The sequence below is a fragment of the Anabaenopsis sp. NIES-4685 genome, from assembly GCF_059725405.1.
In genome coordinates this window covers 2,327,873-2,351,054 of sequence record NZ_AP043602.1, presented here as the reverse complement: position 1 = coordinate 2,351,054, position 23,182 = coordinate 2,327,873, and the positions used below count along the sequence as shown (strand labels likewise).

1 protein-coding gene (only partly in view) is annotated in these 23,182 nt (G+C 47.5%); it reads left to right on the top strand.

Features of this window, described 5'->3' with window-relative positions:
- The first annotated feature begins 40 nt into the window (after positions 1-40).
- Positions 41-23,182: the 5' end (the start) of a hypothetical protein gene (locus tag AC6IZ0_RS10210; RefSeq protein WP_497725973.1), read on the top strand. It continues 27,420 nt past the right edge of the window; only the first 23,142 of its 50,562 coding nucleotides appear in the window; it begins with the start codon at positions 41-43; its stop codon lies beyond the right edge, outside the window.

Here is a 23,182-nt window from a genome sequence, read left to right as displayed (position 1 = left end):
AATAATTCCCCAAGGGAACAACATCAGTGACTCAAACGCCATGGGAGTAGGGGGGATAGTAGTCACCAACAAAGTCAGCGGTCAAGTAGAAAGCTACATCAAAAACAGCAGCATCAACACAGAAACACTCACAGTCAGAGCCATAGAAAATGCCAGCATCACAGCCAAAATAGACAGTAGCATCACAGCATCAGGAGGTAGCGCCTATGGAACAGGCACAGTCATAGCAGTTAACGGCTCCCTAGCAGTCAACGAAATCCTCAGTCAAGCACAAGCGTACATTAGCAACAGTAATATCAACAGCAGTGGGGATATCACAGTAGCGGCCAGCAACACATCCCAAATAGAAGCAGAAAACAAGAGCGCCTCCACATCAGGAGACACAGCCGTAGGGGTAACAGTAGCATTCAATACCATAGGATGGGAACCACAAAACATATTCGCTGGCACACTGGATGCCCTATTAGGCAGTGACATAGTAGGCACAGCCCAACCAGCCCAAGTCAAAGCCTACATAGAAAAAACCACAGTCAACGCACTGAATCTAACAATCACAGCCCAATCCCAACAGCAAATCACAGCCAAAGTCAGTAACGAAGCCACATCAGCCGCATCAGCCCTGTATGGAGCCACCGGCATGGCCACCAGTGGCATATTAGCTAGTAACCTCATCAACAGTCATGCCCAAGCCTCCATAGACAACACAGAACATACAGGGAAAATCCAAATAACAGGCAGCATAGACATAGATTCCCTGGATGAAAGCCACATCAACGCCGACACCAAAGTCATAGCCTCCTCCAACACCAGCAACGACGGGGGAGTAGGCATCCTCAATAACCTAGGGAAACAGTTACTAGAAGAATATAAATATACCAGCAACTCCGGCAGCAAACAGCTAAAATTCGGAGACCAAGTTAGACTAGCCAGCGATTACGCCGAAGAAAAAGGCATAGCAGGGCAAGTGTACCAGTACATGGGTACTGCCGCCACCATAGACCTAGGGACACAAGACTATACCAACTATGCCCTATGGAAAGCACTAAATAACATCAACATCCTCCCCACCGGCTTAAACATCAGCGACTCAGACGCCATGGGAGTAGGGGGATTAGTAGTACGTAACGACGTGCGCAGTCAAGTCAGTAGCTACATCCACAATGGAGATGTCAAAGGTAGTAGCCTGAGCATCAGTGCCCAAGACAGCAGCCAAATCACAGCCCTAGCAGAAACCACAGCATCAGCATCAGGAGGTAGTGCCTACGGTAGTGGCACAGTCATAGCCGTAGCCGGCACCATAGCCACCAACACCGTAGTCAGTGAAACCACAGCCTACATCAGTAACAGTCAAATAGAAACCAGCACCGGAGATATTACACTAGAGGGGATATCAGACGGTCAGATAAATGCCACCATCTTCACCAACGCCACATCAGGAGATACAGCCGCCGGAGTCACCCTCGCCTTCAACAGCATAGGATGGCAACCACAAAACCTGTTGAGCAACACCCTAGATGCCTTATTAGGGGATTCAGTGTTAGGCACTGCTAAACCATTCACAGTTAAAGCCTACATCCAAGACAGCAGCATCACCACACCAGGGAATCTCACCTTACTAGCAGACTCCACCGCCCAGATCACAGCCAAAGTCAGCAACCAAGCCGAATCAGCCGCATCAGCCCTCTATGGAGCCTCCGGTATGGCCATAGGAGCAGCCCTAATTAGTAACCTAGTTAACAGCCAAGCCCAAGCCTACATAGACTACAGCACCGCCACACCGGGAGTAGTCATAGTAGGTGGGACGATGAGCATCACAGCCAAAGACACAGCGGGGATAGAAGCCACCAGTACCATAGTCAGTAAATCCGTAACCACCAACGATGGCGGCTTAGGCATTATTCAAAACTACCTGAATTATTTAGATGACTACGAATACACCACCGCATCAGGAACAAAAGTAGTAGACCAGGGGGAAAAAGTCAGAATAGCAGCAGATTACACTCAAGGTGGAGATGGTGGCAGCGTCTATAGATTTAAAGGCAGTGATAACACCAGCATAGACTTAGGTAATGAAAACTATACAAATAGTAGTCTCTGGGAAAAAGTCACCCAAGAAACAGCAGATTATGTACCAAATATAGGTAACGTTAGTGATTCAGATGCTAAAGCCGTAGGAGCAATGGTAGTACGTAACGACGTACGCAGTCAGGTAGGAAGTTGGATAAATAAAGCTCAAATCACCGCCGATAGTATTAGCATCAAAGCCGAAGAGTCAGCAATTATTACAGCTAATACAGAGAGTACTATCACAGCATCTGGAGGTAGTTTATATGGCAGTGGTACAGTAGTAGCAGGAGGGGGGATAGCAGTTACTAACCTGGTACTGAGTCAGGCAGAAGCGTACATCAGCAATAGTAATATTGCTACCACAGGTAATGTATATATTACTGCTGATAACAAGTCCATAATTGATGCTACCTTATCAAGCTCACTAGATACAGGTGATACAGCCCTGGGTGTAGCCTTAGCATTCAACACATTGGGGTGGCAATCACAAGATATACTTAGAAACGCATTTAGTGCCCTATTCAACACAGACATCCTGGGAGAAGAGCAACCAGCCGCAGTTAAAGCATATATTATTAACTCCCAAATCAACATTATTAGTGGAGACTTAAACCTAGCAGCCACATCAGCAGCGCAAATCAACGCCACAGTAAGTAATGCAGCCAATTCAGTAGCATCAGCCCTATATGGAGCCAGCGGCATGAGCGTGGGAGGCATCCTCGCCAGCAACAGAGTCAGCACAACAGTAGCAGCTTACATAGATAGCCCAGTAGGTAGCGCAGTCATTGGTGGGACAACAGACATCACAGCCCAAGACAACATAGGCATATACAGCAACAGCAAAATAGTATCCTCTAGCATTACCACCAACGACGGCGGAGCCGCCTTATTACAAGGGGGAATCAACAACCTCATCCCCGCCGACCATAACAGCAACGAAGGGGAGAGAACCCTGAAATTTGGGGAAAGAGTCAGAGAAGCAACCACAGGGAAAGTATACGAATACCTAGGATTAGATAACACTGCCATAGACCTGAGTACAGCGGACTACAGCGACTATGGATATTGGAAACCAGTCACAGGAACCCAAATAATTCCCCAAGGGAACAACATCAGTGACTCAAACGCCATGGGAGTAGGGGGGATAGTAGTCACCAACAAAGTCAGCGGTCAAGTAGAAAGCTACATCAAAAACAGCAGCATCAACACAGAAACACTCACAGTCAGAGCCATAGAAAATGCCAGCATCACAGCCAAAATAGACAGTAGCATCACAGCATCAGGAGGTAGCGCCTATGGAACAGGCACAGTCATAGCAGTTAACGGCTCCCTAGCAGTCAACGAAATCCTCAGTCAAGCACAAGCGTACATTAGCAACAGTAATATCAACAGCAGTGGGGATATCACAGTAGCGGCCAGCAACACATCCCAAATAGAAGCAGAAAACAAGAGCGCCTCCACATCAGGAGACACAGCCGTAGGGGTAACAGTAGCATTCAATACCATAGGATGGGAACCACAAAACATATTCGCTGGCACACTGGATGCCCTATTAGGCAGTGACATAGTAGGCACAGCCCAACCAGCCCAAGTCAAAGCCTACATAGAAAAAACCACAGTCAACGCACTGAATCTAACAATCACAGCCCAATCCCAACAGCAAATCACAGCCAAAGTCAGTAACGAAGCCACATCAGCCGCATCAGCCCTGTATGGAGCCACCGGCATGGCCACCAGTGGCATATTAGCTAGTAACCTCATCAACAGTCATGCCCAAGCCTCCATAGACAACACAGAACATACAGGGAAAATCCAAATAACAGGCAGCATAGACATAGATTCCCTGGATGAAAGCCACATCAACGCCGACACCAAAGTCATAGCCTCCTCCAACACCAGCAACGACGGGGGAGTAGGCATCCTCAATAACCTAGGGAAACAGTTACTAGAAGAATATAAATATACCAGCAACTCCGGCAGCAAACAGCTAAAATTCGGAGACCAAGTTAGACTAGCCAGCGATTACGCCGAAGAAAAAGGCATAGCAGGGCAAGTGTACCAGTACATGGGTACTGCCGCCACCATAGACCTAGGGACACAAGACTATACCAACTATGCCCTATGGAAAGCACTAAATAACATCAACATCCTCCCCACCGGCTTAAACATCAGCGACTCAGACGCCATGGGAGTAGGGGGATTAGTAGTACGTAACGACGTGCGCAGTCAAGTCAGTAGCTACATCCACAATGGAGATGTCAAAGGTAGTAGCCTGAGCATCAGTGCCCAAGACAGCAGCCAAATCACAGCCCTAGCAGAAACCACAGCATCAGCATCAGGAGGTAGTGCCTACGGTAGTGGCACAGTCATAGCCGTAGCCGGCACCATAGCCACCAACACCGTAGTCAGTGAAACCACAGCCTACATCAGTAACAGTCAAATAGAAACCAGCACCGGAGATATTACACTAGAGGGGATATCAGACGGTCAGATAAATGCCACCATCTTCACCAACGCCACATCAGGAGATACAGCCGCCGGAGTCACCCTCGCCTTCAACAGCATAGGATGGCAACCACAAAACCTGTTGAGCAACACCCTAGATGCCTTATTAGGGGATTCAGTGTTAGGCACTGCTAAACCATTCACAGTTAAAGCCTACATCCAAGACAGCAGCATCACCACACCAGGGAATCTCACCTTACTAGCAGACTCCACCGCCCAGATCACAGCCAAAGTCAGCAACCAAGCCGAATCAGCCGCATCAGCCCTCTATGGAGCCTCCGGTATGGCCATAGGAGCAGCCCTAATTAGTAACCTAGTTAACAGCCAAGCCCAAGCCTACATAGACTACAGCACCGCCACACCGGGAGTAGTCATAGTAGGTGGGACGATGAGCATCACAGCCAAAGACACAGCGGGGATAGAAGCCACCAGTACCATAGTCAGTAAATCCGTAACCACCAACGATGGCGGCTTAGGCATTATTCAAAACTACCTGAATTATTTAGATGACTACGAATACACCACCGCATCAGGAACAAAAGTAGTAGACCAGGGGGAAAAAGTCAGAATAGCAGCAGATTACACTCAAGGTGGAGATGGTGGCAGCGTCTATAGATTTAAAGGCAGTGATAACACCAGCATAGACTTAGGTAATGAAAACTATACAAATAGTAGTCTCTGGGAAAAAGTCACCCAAGAAACAGCAGATTATGTACCAAATATAGGTAACGTTAGTGATTCAGATGCTAAAGCCGTAGGAGCAATGGTAGTACGTAACGACGTACGCAGTCAGGTAGGAAGTTGGATAAATAAAGCTCAAATCACCGCCGATAGTATTAGCATCAAAGCCGAAGAGTCAGCAATTATTACAGCTAATACAGAGAGTACTATCACAGCATCTGGAGGTAGTTTATATGGCAGTGGTACAGTAGTAGCAGGAGGGGGGATAGCAGTTACTAACCTGGTACTGAGTCAGGCAGAAGCGTACATCAGCAATAGTAATATTGCTACCACAGGTAATGTATATATTACTGCTGATAACAAGTCCATAATTGATGCTACCTTATCAAGCTCACTAGATACAGGTGATACAGCCCTGGGTGTAGCCTTAGCATTCAACACATTGGGGTGGCAATCACAAGATATACTTAGAAACGCATTTAGTGCCCTATTCAACACAGACATCCTGGGAGAAGAGCAACCAGCCGCAGTTAAAGCATATATTATTAACTCCCAAATCAACATTATTAGTGGAGACTTAAACCTAGCAGCCACATCAGCAGCGCAAATCAACGCCACAGTAAGTAATGCAGCCAATTCAGTAGCATCAGCCCTATATGGAGCCAGCGGCATGAGCGTGGGAGGCATCCTCGCCAGCAACAGAGTCAGCACAACAGTAGCAGCTTACATAGATAGCCCAGTAGGTAGCGCAGTCATTGGTGGGACAACAGACATCACAGCCCAAGACAACATAGGCATATACAGCAACAGCAAAATAGTATCCTCTAGCATTACCACCAACGACGGCGGAGCCGCCTTATTACAAGGGGGAATCAACAACCTCATCCCCGCCGACCATAACAGCAACGAAGGGGAGAGAACCCTGAAATTTGGGGAAAGAGTCAGAGAAGCAACCACAGGGAAAGTATACGAATACCTAGGATTAGATAACACTGCCATAGACCTGAGTACAGCGGACTACAGCGACTATGGATATTGGAAACCAGTCACAGGAACCCAAATAATTCCCCAAGGGAACAACATCAGTGACTCAAACGCCATGGGAGTAGGGGGGATAGTAGTCACCAACAAAGTCAGCGGTCAAGTAGAAAGCTACATCAAAAACAGCAGCATCAACACAGAAACACTCACAGTCAGAGCCATAGAAAATGCCAGCATCACAGCCAAAATAGACAGTAGCATCACAGCATCAGGAGGTAGCGCCTATGGAACAGGCACAGTCATAGCAGTTAACGGCTCCCTAGCAGTCAACGAAATCCTCAGTCAAGCACAAGCGTACATTAGCAACAGTAATATCAACAGCAGTGGGGATATCACAGTAGCGGCCAGCAACACATCCCAAATAGAAGCAGAAAACAAGAGCGCCTCCACATCAGGAGACACAGCCGTAGGGGTAACAGTAGCATTCAATACCATAGGATGGGAACCACAAAACATATTCGCTGGCACACTGGATGCCCTATTAGGCAGTGACATAGTAGGCACAGCCCAACCAGCCCAAGTCAAAGCCTACATAGAAAAAACCACAGTCAACGCACTGAATCTAACAATCACAGCCCAATCCCAACAGCAAATCACAGCCAAAGTCAGTAACGAAGCCACATCAGCCGCATCAGCCCTGTATGGAGCCACCGGCATGGCCACCAGTGGCATATTAGCTAGTAACCTCATCAACAGTCATGCCCAAGCCTCCATAGACAACACAGAACATACAGGGAAAATCCAAATAACAGGCAGCATAGACATAGATTCCCTGGATGAAAGCCACATCAACGCCGACACCAAAGTCATAGCCTCCTCCAACACCAGCAACGACGGGGGAGTAGGCATCCTCAATAACCTAGGGAAACAGTTACTAGAAGAATATAAATATACCAGCAACTCCGGCAGCAAACAGCTAAAATTCGGAGACCAAGTTAGACTAGCCAGCGATTACGCCGAAGAAAAAGGCATAGCAGGGCAAGTGTACCAGTACATGGGTACTGCCGCCACCATAGACCTAGGGACACAAGACTATACCAACTATGCCCTATGGAAAGCACTAAATAACATCAACATCCTCCCCACCGGCTTAAACATCAGCGACTCAGACGCCATGGGAGTAGGGGGATTAGTAGTACGTAACGACGTGCGCAGTCAAGTCAGTAGCTACATCCACAATGGAGATGTCAAAGGTAGTAGCCTGAGCATCAGTGCCCAAGACAGCAGCCAAATCACAGCCCTAGCAGAAACCACAGCATCAGCATCAGGAGGTAGTGCCTACGGTAGTGGCACAGTCATAGCCGTAGCCGGCACCATAGCCACCAACACCGTAGTCAGTGAAACCACAGCCTACATCAGTAACAGTCAAATAGAAACCAGCACCGGAGATATTACACTAGAGGGGATATCAGACGGTCAGATAAATGCCACCATCTTCACCAACGCCACATCAGGAGATACAGCCGCCGGAGTCACCCTCGCCTTCAACAGCATAGGATGGCAACCACAAAACCTGTTGAGCAACACCCTAGATGCCTTATTAGGGGATTCAGTGTTAGGCACTGCTAAACCATTCACAGTTAAAGCCTACATCCAAGACAGCAGCATCACCACACCAGGGAATCTCACCTTACTAGCAGACTCCACCGCCCAGATCACAGCCAAAGTCAGCAACCAAGCCGAATCAGCCGCATCAGCCCTCTATGGAGCCTCCGGTATGGCCATAGGAGCAGCCCTAATTAGTAACCTAGTTAACAGCCAAGCCCAAGCCTACATAGACTACAGCACCGCCACACCGGGAGTAGTCATAGTAGGTGGGACGATGAGCATCACAGCCAAAGACACAGCGGGGATAGAAGCCACCAGTACCATAGTCAGTAAATCCGTAACCACCAACGATGGCGGCTTAGGCATTATTCAAAACTACCTGAATTATTTAGATGACTACGAATACACCACCGCATCAGGAACAAAAGTAGTAGACCAGGGGGAAAAAGTCAGAATAGCAGCAGATTACACTCAAGGTGGAGATGGTGGCAGCGTCTATAGATTTAAAGGCAGTGATAACACCAGCATAGACTTAGGTAATGAAAACTATACAAATAGTAGTCTCTGGGAAAAAGTCACCCAAGAAACAGCAGATTATGTACCAAATATAGGTAACGTTAGTGATTCAGATGCTAAAGCCGTAGGAGCAATGGTAGTACGTAACGACGTACGCAGTCAGGTAGGAAGTTGGATAAATAAAGCTCAAATCACCGCCGATAGTATTAGCATCAAAGCCGAAGAGTCAGCAATTATTACAGCTAATACAGAGAGTACTATCACAGCATCTGGAGGTAGTTTATATGGCAGTGGTACAGTAGTAGCAGGAGGGGGGATAGCAGTTACTAACCTGGTACTGAGTCAGGCAGAAGCGTACATCAGCAATAGTAATATTGCTACCACAGGTAATGTATATATTACTGCTGATAACAAGTCCATAATTGATGCTACCTTATCAAGCTCACTAGATACAGGTGATACAGCCCTGGGTGTAGCCTTAGCATTCAACACATTGGGGTGGCAATCACAAGATATACTTAGAAACGCATTTAGTGCCCTATTCAACACAGACATCCTGGGAGAAGAGCAACCAGCCGCAGTTAAAGCATATATTATTAACTCCCAAATCAACATTATTAGTGGAGACTTAAACCTAGCAGCCACATCAGCAGCGCAAATCAACGCCACAGTAAGTAATGCAGCCAATTCAGTAGCATCAGCCCTATATGGAGCCAGCGGCATGAGCGTGGGAGGCATCCTCGCCAGCAACAGAGTCAGCACAACAGTAGCAGCTTACATAGATAGCCCAGTAGGTAGCGCAGTCATTGGTGGGACAACAGACATCACAGCCCAAGACAACATAGGCATATACAGCAACAGCAAAATAGTATCCTCTAGCATTACCACCAACGACGGCGGAGCCGCCTTATTACAAGGGGGAATCAACAACCTCATCCCCGCCGACCATAACAGCAACGAAGGGGAGAGAACCCTGAAATTTGGGGAAAGAGTCAGAGAAGCAACCACAGGGAAAGTATACGAATACCTAGGATTAGATAACACTGCCATAGACCTGAGTACAGCGGACTACAGCGACTATGGATATTGGAAACCAGTCACAGGAACCCAAATAATTCCCCAAGGGAACAACATCAGTGACTCAAACGCCATGGGAGTAGGGGGGATAGTAGTCACCAACAAAGTCAGCGGTCAAGTAGAAAGCTACATCAAAAACAGCAGCATCAACACAGAAACACTCACAGTCAGAGCCATAGAAAATGCCAGCATCACAGCCAAAATAGACAGTAGCATCACAGCATCAGGAGGTAGCGCCTATGGAACAGGCACAGTCATAGCAGTTAACGGCTCCCTAGCAGTCAACGAAATCCTCAGTCAAGCACAAGCGTACATTAGCAACAGTAATATCAACAGCAGTGGGGATATCACAGTAGCGGCCAGCAACACATCCCAAATAGAAGCAGAAAACAAGAGCGCCTCCACATCAGGAGACACAGCCGTAGGGGTAACAGTAGCATTCAATACCATAGGATGGGAACCACAAAACATATTCGCTGGCACACTGGATGCCCTATTAGGCAGTGACATAGTAGGCACAGCCCAACCAGCCCAAGTCAAAGCCTACATAGAAAAAACCACAGTCAACGCACTGAATCTAACAATCACAGCCCAATCCCAACAGCAAATCACAGCCAAAGTCAGTAACGAAGCCACATCAGCCGCATCAGCCCTGTATGGAGCCACCGGCATGGCCACCAGTGGCATATTAGCTAGTAACCTCATCAACAGTCATGCCCAAGCCTCCATAGACAACACAGAACATACAGGGAAAATCCAAATAACAGGCAGCATAGACATAGATTCCCTGGATGAAAGCCACATCAACGCCGACACCAAAGTCATAGCCTCCTCCAACACCAGCAACGACGGGGGAGTAGGCATCCTCAATAACCTAGGGAAACAGTTACTAGAAGAATATAAATATACCAGCAACTCCGGCAGCAAACAGCTAAAATTCGGAGACCAAGTTAGACTAGCCAGCGATTACGCCGAAGAAAAAGGCATAGCAGGGCAAGTGTACCAGTACATGGGTACTGCCGCCACCATAGACCTAGGGACACAAGACTATACCAACTATGCCCTATGGAAAGCACTAAATAACATCAACATCCTCCCCACCGGCTTAAACATCAGCGACTCAGACGCCATGGGAGTAGGGGGATTAGTAGTACGTAACGACGTGCGCAGTCAAGTCAGTAGCTACATCCACAATGGAGATGTCAAAGGTAGTAGCCTGAGCATCAGTGCCCAAGACAGCAGCCAAATCACAGCCCTAGCAGAAACCACAGCATCAGCATCAGGAGGTAGTGCCTACGGTAGTGGCACAGTCATAGCCGTAGCCGGCACCATAGCCACCAACACCGTAGTCAGTGAAACCACAGCCTACATCAGTAACAGTCAAATAGAAACCAGCACCGGAGATATTACACTAGAGGGGATATCAGACGGTCAGATAAATGCCACCATCTTCACCAACGCCACATCAGGAGATACAGCCGCCGGAGTCACCCTCGCCTTCAACAGCATAGGATGGCAACCACAAAACCTGTTGAGCAACACCCTAGATGCCTTATTAGGGGATTCAGTGTTAGGCACTGCTAAACCATTCACAGTTAAAGCCTACATCCAAGACAGCAGCATCACCACACCAGGGAATCTCACCTTACTAGCAGACTCCACCGCCCAGATCACAGCCAAAGTCAGCAACCAAGCCGAATCAGCCGCATCAGCCCTCTATGGAGCCTCCGGTATGGCCATAGGAGCAGCCCTAATTAGTAACCTAGTTAACAGCCAAGCCCAAGCCTACATAGACTACAGCACCGCCACACCGGGAGTAGTCATAGTAGGTGGGACGATGAGCATCACAGCCAAAGACACAGCGGGGATAGAAGCCACCAGTACCATAGTCAGTAAATCCGTAACCACCAACGATGGCGGCTTAGGCATTATTCAAAACTACCTGAATTATTTAGATGACTACGAATACACCACCGCATCAGGAACAAAAGTAGTAGACCAGGGGGAAAAAGTCAGAATAGCAGCAGATTACACTCAAGGTGGAGATGGTGGCAGCGTCTATAGATTTAAAGGCAGTGATAACACCAGCATAGACTTAGGTAATGAAAACTATACAAATAGTAGTCTCTGGGAAAAAGTCACCCAAGAAACAGCAGATTATGTACCAAATATAGGTAACGTTAGTGATTCAGATGCTAAAGCCGTAGGAGCAATGGTAGTACGTAACGACGTACGCAGTCAGGTAGGAAGTTGGATAAATAAAGCTCAAATCACCGCCGATAGTATTAGCATCAAAGCCGAAGAGTCAGCAATTATTACAGCTAATACAGAGAGTACTATCACAGCATCTGGAGGTAGTTTATATGGCAGTGGTACAGTAGTAGCAGGAGGGGGGATAGCAGTTACTAACCTGGTACTGAGTCAGGCAGAAGCGTACATCAGCAATAGTAATATTGCTACCACAGGTAATGTATATATTACTGCTGATAACAAGTCCATAATTGATGCTACCTTATCAAGCTCACTAGATACAGGTGATACAGCCCTGGGTGTAGCCTTAGCATTCAACACATTGGGGTGGCAATCACAAGATATACTTAGAAACGCATTTAGTGCCCTATTCAACACAGACATCCTGGGAGAAGAGCAACCAGCCGCAGTTAAAGCATATATTATTAACTCCCAAATCAACATTATTAGTGGAGACTTAAACCTAGCAGCCACATCAGCAGCGCAAATCAACGCCACAGTAAGTAATGCAGCCAATTCAGTAGCATCAGCCCTATATGGAGCCAGCGGCATGAGCGTGGGAGGCATCCTCGCCAGCAACAGAGTCAGCACAACAGTAGCAGCTTACATAGATAGCCCAGTAGGTAGCGCAGTCATTGGTGGGACAACAGACATCACAGCCCAAGACAACATAGGCATATACAGCAACAGCAAAATAGTATCCTCTAGCATTACCACCAACGACGGCGGAGCCGCCTTATTACAAGGGGGAATCAACAACCTCATCCCCGCCGACCATAACAGCAACGAAGGGGAGAGAACCCTGAAATTTGGGGAAAGAGTCAGAGAAGCAACCACAGGGAAAGTATACGAATACCTAGGATTAGATAACACTGCCATAGACCTGAGTACAGCGGACTACAGCGACTATGGATATTGGAAACCAGTCACAGGAACCCAAATAATTCCCCAAGGGAACAACATCAGTGACTCAAACGCCATGGGAGTAGGGGGGATAGTAGTCACCAACAAAGTCAGCGGTCAAGTAGAAAGCTACATCAAAAACAGCAGCATCAACACAGAAACACTCACAGTCAGAGCCATAGAAAATGCCAGCATCACAGCCAAAATAGACAGTAGCATCACAGCATCAGGAGGTAGCGCCTATGGAACAGGCACAGTCATAGCAGTTAACGGCTCCCTAGCAGTCAACGAAATCCTCAGTCAAGCACAAGCGTACATTAGCAACAGTAATATCAACAGCAGTGGGGATATCACAGTAGCGGCCAGCAACACATCCCAAATAGAAGCAGAAAACAAGAGCGCCTCCACATCAGGAGACACAGCCGTAGGGGTAACAGTAGCATTCAATACCATAGGATGGGAACCACAAAACATATTCGCTGGCACACTGGATGCCCTATTAGGCAGTGACATAGTAGGCACAGCCCAACCAGCCCAAGTCAAAGCCTACATAGAAAAAACCACAGTCAACGCACTGAATCTAACAATCACAGCCCAATCCCAACAGCAAATCACAGCCAAAGTCAGTAACGAAGCCACATCAGCCGCATCAGCCCTGTATGGAGCCACCGGCATGGCCACCAGTGGCATATTAGCTAGTAACCTCATCAACAGTCATGCCCAAGCCTCCATAGACAACACAGAACATACAGGGAAAATCCAAATAACAGGCAGCATAGACATAGATTCCCTGGATGAAAGCCACATCAACGCCGACACCAAAGTCATAGCCTCCTCCAACACCAGCAACGACGGGGGAGTAGGCATCCTCAATAACCTAGGGAAACAGTTACTAGAAGAATATAAATATACCAGCAACTCCGGCAGCAAACAGCTAAAATTCGGAGACCAAGTTAGACTAGCCAGCGATTACGCCGAAGAAAAAGGCATAGCAGGGCAAGTGTACCAGTACATGGGTACTGCCGCCACCATAGACCTAGGGACACAAGACTATACCAACTATGCCCTATGGAAAGCACTAAATAACATCAACATCCTCCCCACCGGCTTAAACATCAGCGACTCAGACGCCATGGGAGTAGGGGGATTAGTAGTACGTAACGACGTGCGCAGTCAAGTCAGTAGCTACATCCACAATGGAGATGTCAAAGGTAGTAGCCTGAGCATCAGTGCCCAAGACAGCAGCCAAATCACAGCCCTAGCAGAAACCACAGCATCAGCATCAGGAGGTAGTGCCTACGGTAGTGGCACAGTCATAGCCGTAGCCGGCACCATAGCCACCAACACCGTAGTCAGTGAAACCACAGCCTACATCAGTAACAGTCAAATAGAAACCAGCACCGGAGATATTACACTAGAGGGGATATCAGACGGTCAGATAAATGCCACCATCTTCACCAACGCCACATCAGGAGATACAGCCGCCGGAGTCACCCTCGCCTTCAACAGCATAGGATGGCAACCACAAAACCTGTTGAGCAACACCCTAGATGCCTTATTAGGGGATTCAGTGTTAGGCACTGCTAAACCATTCACAGTTAAAGCCTACATCCAAGACAGCAGCATCACCACACCAGGGAATCTCACCTTACTAGCAGACTCCACCGCCCAGATCACAGCCAAAGTCAGCAACCAAGCCGAATCAGCCGCATCAGCCCTCTATGGAGCCTCCGGTATGGCCATAGGAGCAGCCCTAATTAGTAACCTAGTTAACAGCCAAGCCCAAGCCTACATAGACTACAGCACCGCCACACCGGGAGTAGTCATAGTAGGTGGGACGATGAGCATCACAGCCAAAGACACAGCGGGGATAGAAGCCACCAGTACCATAGTCAGTAAATCCGTAACCACCAACGATGGCGGCTTAGGCATTATTCAAAACTACCTGAATTATTTAGATGACTACGAATACACCACCGCATCAGGAACAAAAGTAGTAGACCAGGGGGAAAAAGTCAGAATAGCAGCAGATTACACTCAAGGTGGAGATGGTGGCAGCGTCTATAGATTTAAAGGCAGTGATAACACCAGCATAGACTTAGGTAATGAAAACTATACAAATAGTAGTCTCTGGGAAAAAGTCACCCAAGAAACAGCAGATTATGTACCAAATATAGGTAACGTTAGTGATTCAGATGCTAAAGCCGTAGGAGCAATGGTAGTACGTAACGACGTACGCAGTCAGGTAGGAAGTTGGATAAATAAAGCTCAAATCACCGCCGATAGTATTAGCATCAAAGCCGAAGAGTCAGCAATTATTACAGCTAATACAGAGAGTACTATCACAGCATCTGGAGGTAGTTTATATGGCAGTGGTACAGTAGTAGCAGGAGGGGGGATAGCAGTTACTAACCTGGTACTGAGTCAGGCAGAAGCGTACATCAGCAATAGTAATATTGCTACCACAGGTAATGTATATATTACTGCTGATAACAAGTCCATAATTGATGCTACCTTATCAAGCTCACTAGATACAGGTGATACAGCCCTGGGTGTAGCCTTAGCATTCAACACATTGGGGTGGCAATCACAAGATATACTTAGAAACGCATTTAGTGCCCTATTCAACACAGACATCCTGGGAGAAGAGCAACCAGCCGCAGTTAAAGCATATATTATTAACTCCCAAATCAACATTATTAGTGGAGACTTAAACCTAGCAGCCACATCAGCAGCGCAAATCAACGCCACAGTAAGTAATGCAGCCAATTCAGTAGCATCAGCCCTATATGGAGCCAGCGGCATGAGCGTGGGAGGCATCCTCGCCAGCAACAGAGTCAGCACAACAGTAGCAGCTTACATAGATAGCCCAGTAGGTAGCGCAGTCATTGGTGGGACAACAGACATCACAGCCCAAGACAACATAGGCATATACAGCAACAGCAAAATAGTATCCTCTAGCATTACCACCAACGACGGCGGAGCCGCCTTATTACAAGGGGGAATCAACAACCTCATCCCCGCCGACCATAACAGCAACGAAGGGGAGAGAACCCTGAAATTTGGGGAAAGAGTCAGAGAAGCAACCACAGGGAAAGTATACGAATACCTAGGATTAGATAACACTGCCATAGACCTGAGTACAGCGGACTACAGCGACTATGGATATTGGAAACCAGTCACAGGAACCCAAATAATTCCCCAAGGGAACAACATCAGTGACTCAAACGCCATGGGAGTAGGGGGGATAGTAGTCACCAACAAAGTCAGCGGTCAAGTAGAAAGCTACATCAAAAACAGCAGCATCAACACAGAAACACTCACAGTCAGAGCCATAGAAAATGCCAGCATCACAGCCAAAATAGACAGTAGCATCACAGCATCAGGAGGTAGCGCCTATGGAACAGGCACAGTCATAGCAGTTAACGGCTCCCTAGCAGTCAACGAAATCCTCAGTCAAGCACAAGCGTACATTAGCAACAGTAATATCAACAGCAGTGGGGATATCACAGTAGCGGCCAGCAACACATCCCAAATAGAAGCAGAAAACAAGAGCGCCTCCACATCAGGAGACACAGCCGTAGGGGTAACAGTAGCATTCAATACCATAGGATGGGAACCACAAAACATATTCGCTGGCACACTGGATGCCCTATTAGGCAGTGACATAGTAGGCACAGCCCAACCAGCCCAAGTCAAAGCCTACATAGAAAAAACCACAGTCAACGCACTGAATCTAACAATCACAGCCCAATCCCAACAGCAAATCACAGCCAAAGTCAGTAACGAAGCCACATCAGCCGCATCAGCCCTGTATGGAGCCACCGGCATGGCCACCAGTGGCATATTAGCTAGTAACCTCATCAACAGTCATGCCCAAGCCTCCATAGACAACACAGAACATACAGGGAAAATCCAAATAACAGGCAGCATAGACATAGATTCCCTGGATGAAAGCCACATCAACGCCGACACCAAAGTCATAGCCTCCTCCAACACCAGCAACGACGGGGGAGTAGGCATCCTCAATAACCTAGGGAAACAGTTACTAGAAGAATATAAATATACCAGCAACTCCGGCAGCAAACAGCTAAAATTCGGAGACCAAGTTAGACTAGCCAGCGATTACGCCGAAGAAAAAGGCATAGCAGGGCAAGTGTACCAGTACATGGGTACTGCCGCCACCATAGACCTAGGGACACAAGACTATACCAACTATGCCCTATGGAAAGCACTAAATAACATCAACATCCTCCCCACCGGCTTAAACATCAGCGACTCAGACGCCATGGGAGTAGGGGGATTAGTAGTACGTAACGACGTGCGCAGTCAAGTCAGTAGCTACATCCACAATGGAGATGTCAAAGGTAGTAGCCTGAGCATCAGTGCCCAAGACAGCAGCCAAATCACAGCCCTAGCAGAAACCACAGCATCAGCATCAGGAGGTAGTGCCTACGGTAGTGGCACAGTCATAGCCGTAGCCGGCACCATAGCCACCAACACCGTAGTCAGTGAAACCACAGCCTACATCAGTAACAGTCAAATAGAAACCAGCACCGGAGATATTACACTAGAGGGGATATCAGACGGTCAGATAAATGCCACCATCTTCACCAACGCCACATCAGGAGATACAGCCGCCGGAGTCACCCTCGCCTTCAACAGCATAGGATGGCAACCACAAAACCTGTTGAGCAACACCCTAGATGCCTTATTAGGGGATTCAGTGTTAGGCACTGCTAAACCATTCACAGTTAAAGCCTACATCCAAGACAGCAGCATCACCACACCAGGGAATCTCACCTTACTAGCAGACTCCACCGCCCAGATCACAGCCAAAGTCAGCAACCAAGCCGAATCAGCCGCATCAGCCCTCTATGGAGCCTCCGGTATGGCCATAGGAGCAGCCCTAATTAGTAACCTAGTTAACAGCCAAGCCCAAGCCTACATAGACTACAGCACCGCCACACCGGGAGTAGTCATAGTAGGTGGGACGATGAGCATCACAGCCAAAGACACAGCGGGGATAGAAGCCACCAGTACCATAGTCAGTAAATCCGTAACCACCAACGATGGCGGCTTAGGCATTATTCAAAACTACCTGAATTATTTAGATGACTACGAATACACCACCGCATCAGGAACAAAAGTAGTAGACCAGGGGGAAAAAGTCAGAATAGCAGCAGATTACACTCAAGGTGGAGATGGTGGCAGCGTCTATAGATTTAAAGGCAGTGATAACACCAGCATAGACTTAGGTAATGAAAACTATACAAATAGTAGTCTCTGGGAAAAAGTCACCCAAGAAACAGCAGATTATGTACCAAATATAGGTAACGTTAGTGATTCAGATGCTAAAGCCGTAGGAGCAATGGTAGTACGTAACGACGTACGCAGTCAGGTAGGAAGTTGGATAAATAAAGCTCAAATCACCGCCGATAGTATTAGCATCAAAGCCGAAGAGTCAGCAATTATTACAGCTAATACAGAGAGTACTATCACAGCATCTGGAGGTAGTTTATATGGCAGTGGTACAGTAGTAGCAGGAGGGGGGATAGCAGTTACTAACCTGGTACTGAGTCAGGCAGAAGCGTACATCAGCAATAGTAATATTGCTACCACAGGTAATGTATATATTACTGCTGATAACAAGTCCATAATTGATGCTACCTTATCAAGCTCACTAGATACAGGTGATACAGCCCTGGGTGTAGCCTTAGCATTCAACACATTGGGGTGGCAATCACAAGATATACTTAGAAACGCATTTAGTGCCCTATTCAACACAGACATCCTGGGAGAAGAGCAACCAGCCGCAGTTAAAGCATATATTATTAACTCCCAAATCAACATTATTAGTGGAGACTTAAACCTAGCAGCCACATCAGCAGCGCAAATCAACGCCACAGTAAGTAATGCAGCCAATTCAGTAGCATCAGCCCTATATGGAGCCAGCGGCATGAGCGTGGGAGGCATCCTCGCCAGCAACAGAGTCAGCACAACAGTAGCAGCTTACATAGATAGCCCAGTAGGTAGCGCAGTCATTGGTGGGACAACAGACATCACAGCCCAAGACAACATAGGCATATACAGCAACAGCAAAATAGTATCCTCTAGCATTACCACCAACGACGGCGGAGCCGCCTTATTACAAGGGGGAATCAACAACCTCATCCCCGCCGACCATAACAGCAACGAAGGGGAGAGAACCCTGAAATTTGGGGAAAGAGTCAGAGAAGCAACCACAGGGAAAGTATACGAATACCTAGGATTAGATAACACTGCCATAGACCTGAGTACAGCGGACTACAGCGACTATGGATATTGGAAACCAGTCACAGGAACCCAAATAATTCCCCAAGGGAACAACATCAGTGACTCAAACGCCATGGGAGTAGGGGGGATAGTAGTCACCAACAAAGTCAGCGGTCAAGTAGAAAGCTACATCAAAAACAGCAGCATCAACACAGAAACACTCACAGTCAGAGCCATAGAAAATGCCAGCATCACAGCCAAAATAGACAGTAGCATCACAGCATCAGGAGGTAGCGCCTATGGAACAGGCACAGTCATAGCAGTTAACGGCTCCCTAGCAGTCAACGAAATCCTCAGTCAAGCACAAGCGTACATTAGCAACAGTAATATCAACAGCAGTGGGGATATCACAGTAGCGGCCAGCAACACATCCCAAATAGAAGCAGAAAACAAGAGCGCCTCCACATCAGGAGACACAGCCGTAGGGGTAACAGTAGCATTCAATACCATAGGATGGGAACCACAAAACATATTCGCTGGCACACTGGATGCCCTATTAGGCAGTGACATAGTAGGCACAGCCCAACCAGCCCAAGTCAAAGCCTACATAGAAAAAACCACAGTCAACGCACTGAATCTAACAATCACAGCCCAATCCCAACAGCAAATCACAGCCAAAGTCAGTAACGAAGCCACATCAGCCGCATCAGCCCTGTATGGAGCCACCGGCATGGCCACCAGTGGCATATTAGCTAGTAACCTCATCAACAGTCATGCCCAAGCCTCCATAGACAACACAGAACATACAGGGAAAATCCAAATAACAGGCAGCATAGACATAGATTCCCTGGATGAAAGCCACATCAACGCCGACACCAAAGTCATAGCCTCCTCCAACACCAGCAACGACGGGGGAGTAGGCATCCTCAATAACCTAGGGAAACAGTTACTAGAAGAATATAAATATACCAGCAACTCCGGCAGCAAACAGCTAAAATTCGGAGACCAAGTTAGACTAGCCAGCGATTACGCCGAAGAAAAAGGCATAGCAGGGCAAGTGTACCAGTACATGGGTACTGCCGCCACCATAGACCTAGGGACACAAGACTATACCAACTATGCCCTATGGAAAGCACTAAATAACATCAACATCCTCCCCACCGGCTTAAACATCAGCGACTCAGACGCCATGGGAGTAGGGGGATTAGTAGTACGTAACGACGTGCGCAGTCAAGTCAGTAGCTACATCCACAATGGAGATGTCAAAGGTAGTAGCCTGAGCATCAGTGCCCAAGACAGCAGCCAAATCACAGCCCTAGCAGAAACCACAGCATCAGCATCAGGAGGTAGTGCCTACGGTAGTGGCACAGTCATAGCCGTAGCCGGCACCATAGCCACCAACACCGTAGTCAGTGAAACCACAGCCTACATCAGTAACAGTCAAATAGAAACCAGCACCGGAGATATTACACTAGAGGGGATATCAGACGGTCAGATAAATGCCACCATCTTCACCAACGCCACATCAGGAGATACAGCCGCCGGAGTCACCCTCGCCTTCAACAGCATAGGATGGCAACCACAAAACCTGTTGAGCAACACCCTAGATGCCTTATTAGGGGATTCAGTGTTAGGCACTGCTAAACCATTCACAGTTAAAGCCTACATCCAAGACAGCAGCATCACCACACCAGGGAATCTCACCTTACTAGCAGACTCCACCGCCCAGATCACAGCCAAAGTCAGCAACCAAGCCGAATCAGCCGCATCAGCCCTCTATGGAGCCTCCGGTATGGCCATAGGAGCAGCCCTAATTAGTAACCTAGTTAACAGCCAAGCCCAAGCCTACATAGACTACAGCACCGCCACACCGGGAGTAGTCATAGTAGGTGGGACGATGAGCATCACAGCCAAAGACACAGCGGGGATAGAAGCCACCAGTACCATAGTCAGTAAATCCGTAACCACCAACGATGGCGGCTTAGGCATTATTCAAAACTACCTGAATTATTTAGATGACTACGAATACACCACCGCATCAGGAACAAAAGTAGTAGACCAGGGGGAAAAAGTCAGAATAGCAGCAGATTACACTCAAGGTGGAGATGGTGGCAGCGTCTATAGATTTAAAGGCAGTGATAACACCAGCATAGACTTAGGTAATGAAAACTATACAAATAGTAGTCTCTGGGAAAAAGTCACCCAAGAAACAGCAGATTATGTACCAAATATAGGTAACGTTAGTGATTCAGATGCTAAAGCCGTAGGAGCAATGGTAGTACGTAACGACGTACGCAGTCAGGTAGGAAGTTGGATAAATAAAGCTCAAATCACCGCCGATAGTATTAGCATCAAAGCCGAAGAGTCAGCAATTATTACAGCTAATACAGAGAGTACTATCACAGCATCTGGAGGTAGTTTATATGGCAGTGGTACAGTAGTAGCAGGAGGGGGGATAGCAGTTACTAACCTGGTACTGAGTCAGGCAGAAGCGTACATCAGCAATAGTAATATTGCTACCACAGGTAATGTATATATTACTGCTGATAACAAGTCCATAATTGATGCTACCTTATCAAGCTCACTAGATACAGGTGATACAGCCCTGGGTGTAGCCTTAGCATTCAACACATTGGGGTGGCAATCACAAGATATACTTAGAAACGCATTTAGTGCCCTATTCAACACAGACATCCTGGGAGAAGAGCAACCAGCCGCAGTTAAAGCATATATTATTAACTCCCAAATCAACATTATTAGTGGAGACTTAAACCTAGCAGCCACATCAGCAGCGCAAATCAACGCCACAGTAAGTAATGCAGCCAATTCAGTAGCATCAGCCCTATATGGAGCCAGCGGCATGAGCGTGGGAGGCATCCTCGCCAGCAACAGAGTCAGCACAACAGTAGCAGCTTACATAGATAGCCCAGTAGGTAGCGCAGTCATTGGTGGGACAACAGACATCACAGCCCAAGACAACATAGGCATATACAGCAACAGCAAAATAGTATCCTCTAGCATTACCACCAACGACGGCGGAGCCGCCTTATTACAAGGGGGAATCAACAACCTCATCCCCGCCGACCATAACAGCAACGAAGGGGAGAGAACCCTGAAATTTGGGGAAAGAGTCAGAGAAGCAACCACAGGGAAAGTATACGAATACCTAGGATTAGATAACACTGCCATAGACCTGAGTACAGCGGACTACAGCGACTATGGATATTGGAAACCAGTCACAGGAACCCAAATAATTCCCCAAGGGAACAACATCAGTGACTCAAACGCCATGGGAGTAGGGGGGATAGTAGTCACCAACAAAGTCAGCGGTCAAGTAGAAAGCTACATCAAAAACAGCAGCATCAACACAGAAACACTCACAGTCAGAGCCATAGAAAATGCCAGCATCACAGCCAAAATAGACAGTAGCATCACAGCATCAGGAGGTAGCGCCTATGGAACAGGCACAGTCATAGCAGTTAACGGCTCCCTAGCAGTCAACGAAATCCTCAGTCAAGCACAAGCGTACATTAGCAACAGTAATATCAACAGCAGTGGGGATATCACAGTAGCGGCCAGCAACACATCCCAAATAGAAGCAGAAAACAAGAGCGCCTCCACATCAGGAGACACAGCCGTAGGGGTAACAGTAGCATTCAATACCATAGGATGGGAACCACAAAACATATTCGCTGGCACACTGGATGCCCTATTAGGCAGTGACATAGTAGGCACAGCCCAACCAGCCCAAGTCAAAGCCTACATAGAAAAAACCACAGTCAACGCACTGAATCTAACAATCACAGCCCAATCCCAACAGCAAATCACAGCCAAAGTCAGTAACGAAGCCACATCAGCCGCATCAGCCCTGTATGGAGCCACCGGCATGGCCACCAGTGGCATATTAGCTAGTAACCTCATCAACAGTCATGCCCAAGCCTCCATAGACAACACAGAACATACAGGGAAAATCCAAATAACAGGCAGCATAGACATAGATTCCCTGGATGAAAGCCACATCAACGCCGACACCAAAGTCATAGCCTCCTCCAACACCAGCAACGACGGGGGAGTAGGCATCCTCAATAACCTAGGGAAACAGTTACTAGAAGAATATAAATATACCAGCAACTCCGGCAGCAAACAGCTAAAATTCGGAGACCAAGTTAGACTAGCCAGCGATTACGCCGAAGAAAAAGGCATAGCAGGGCAAGTGTACCAGTACATGGGTACTGCCGCCACCATAGACCTAGGGACACAAGACTATACCAACTATGCCCTATGGAAAGCACTAAATAACATCAACATCCTCCCCACCGGCTTAAACATCAGCGACTCA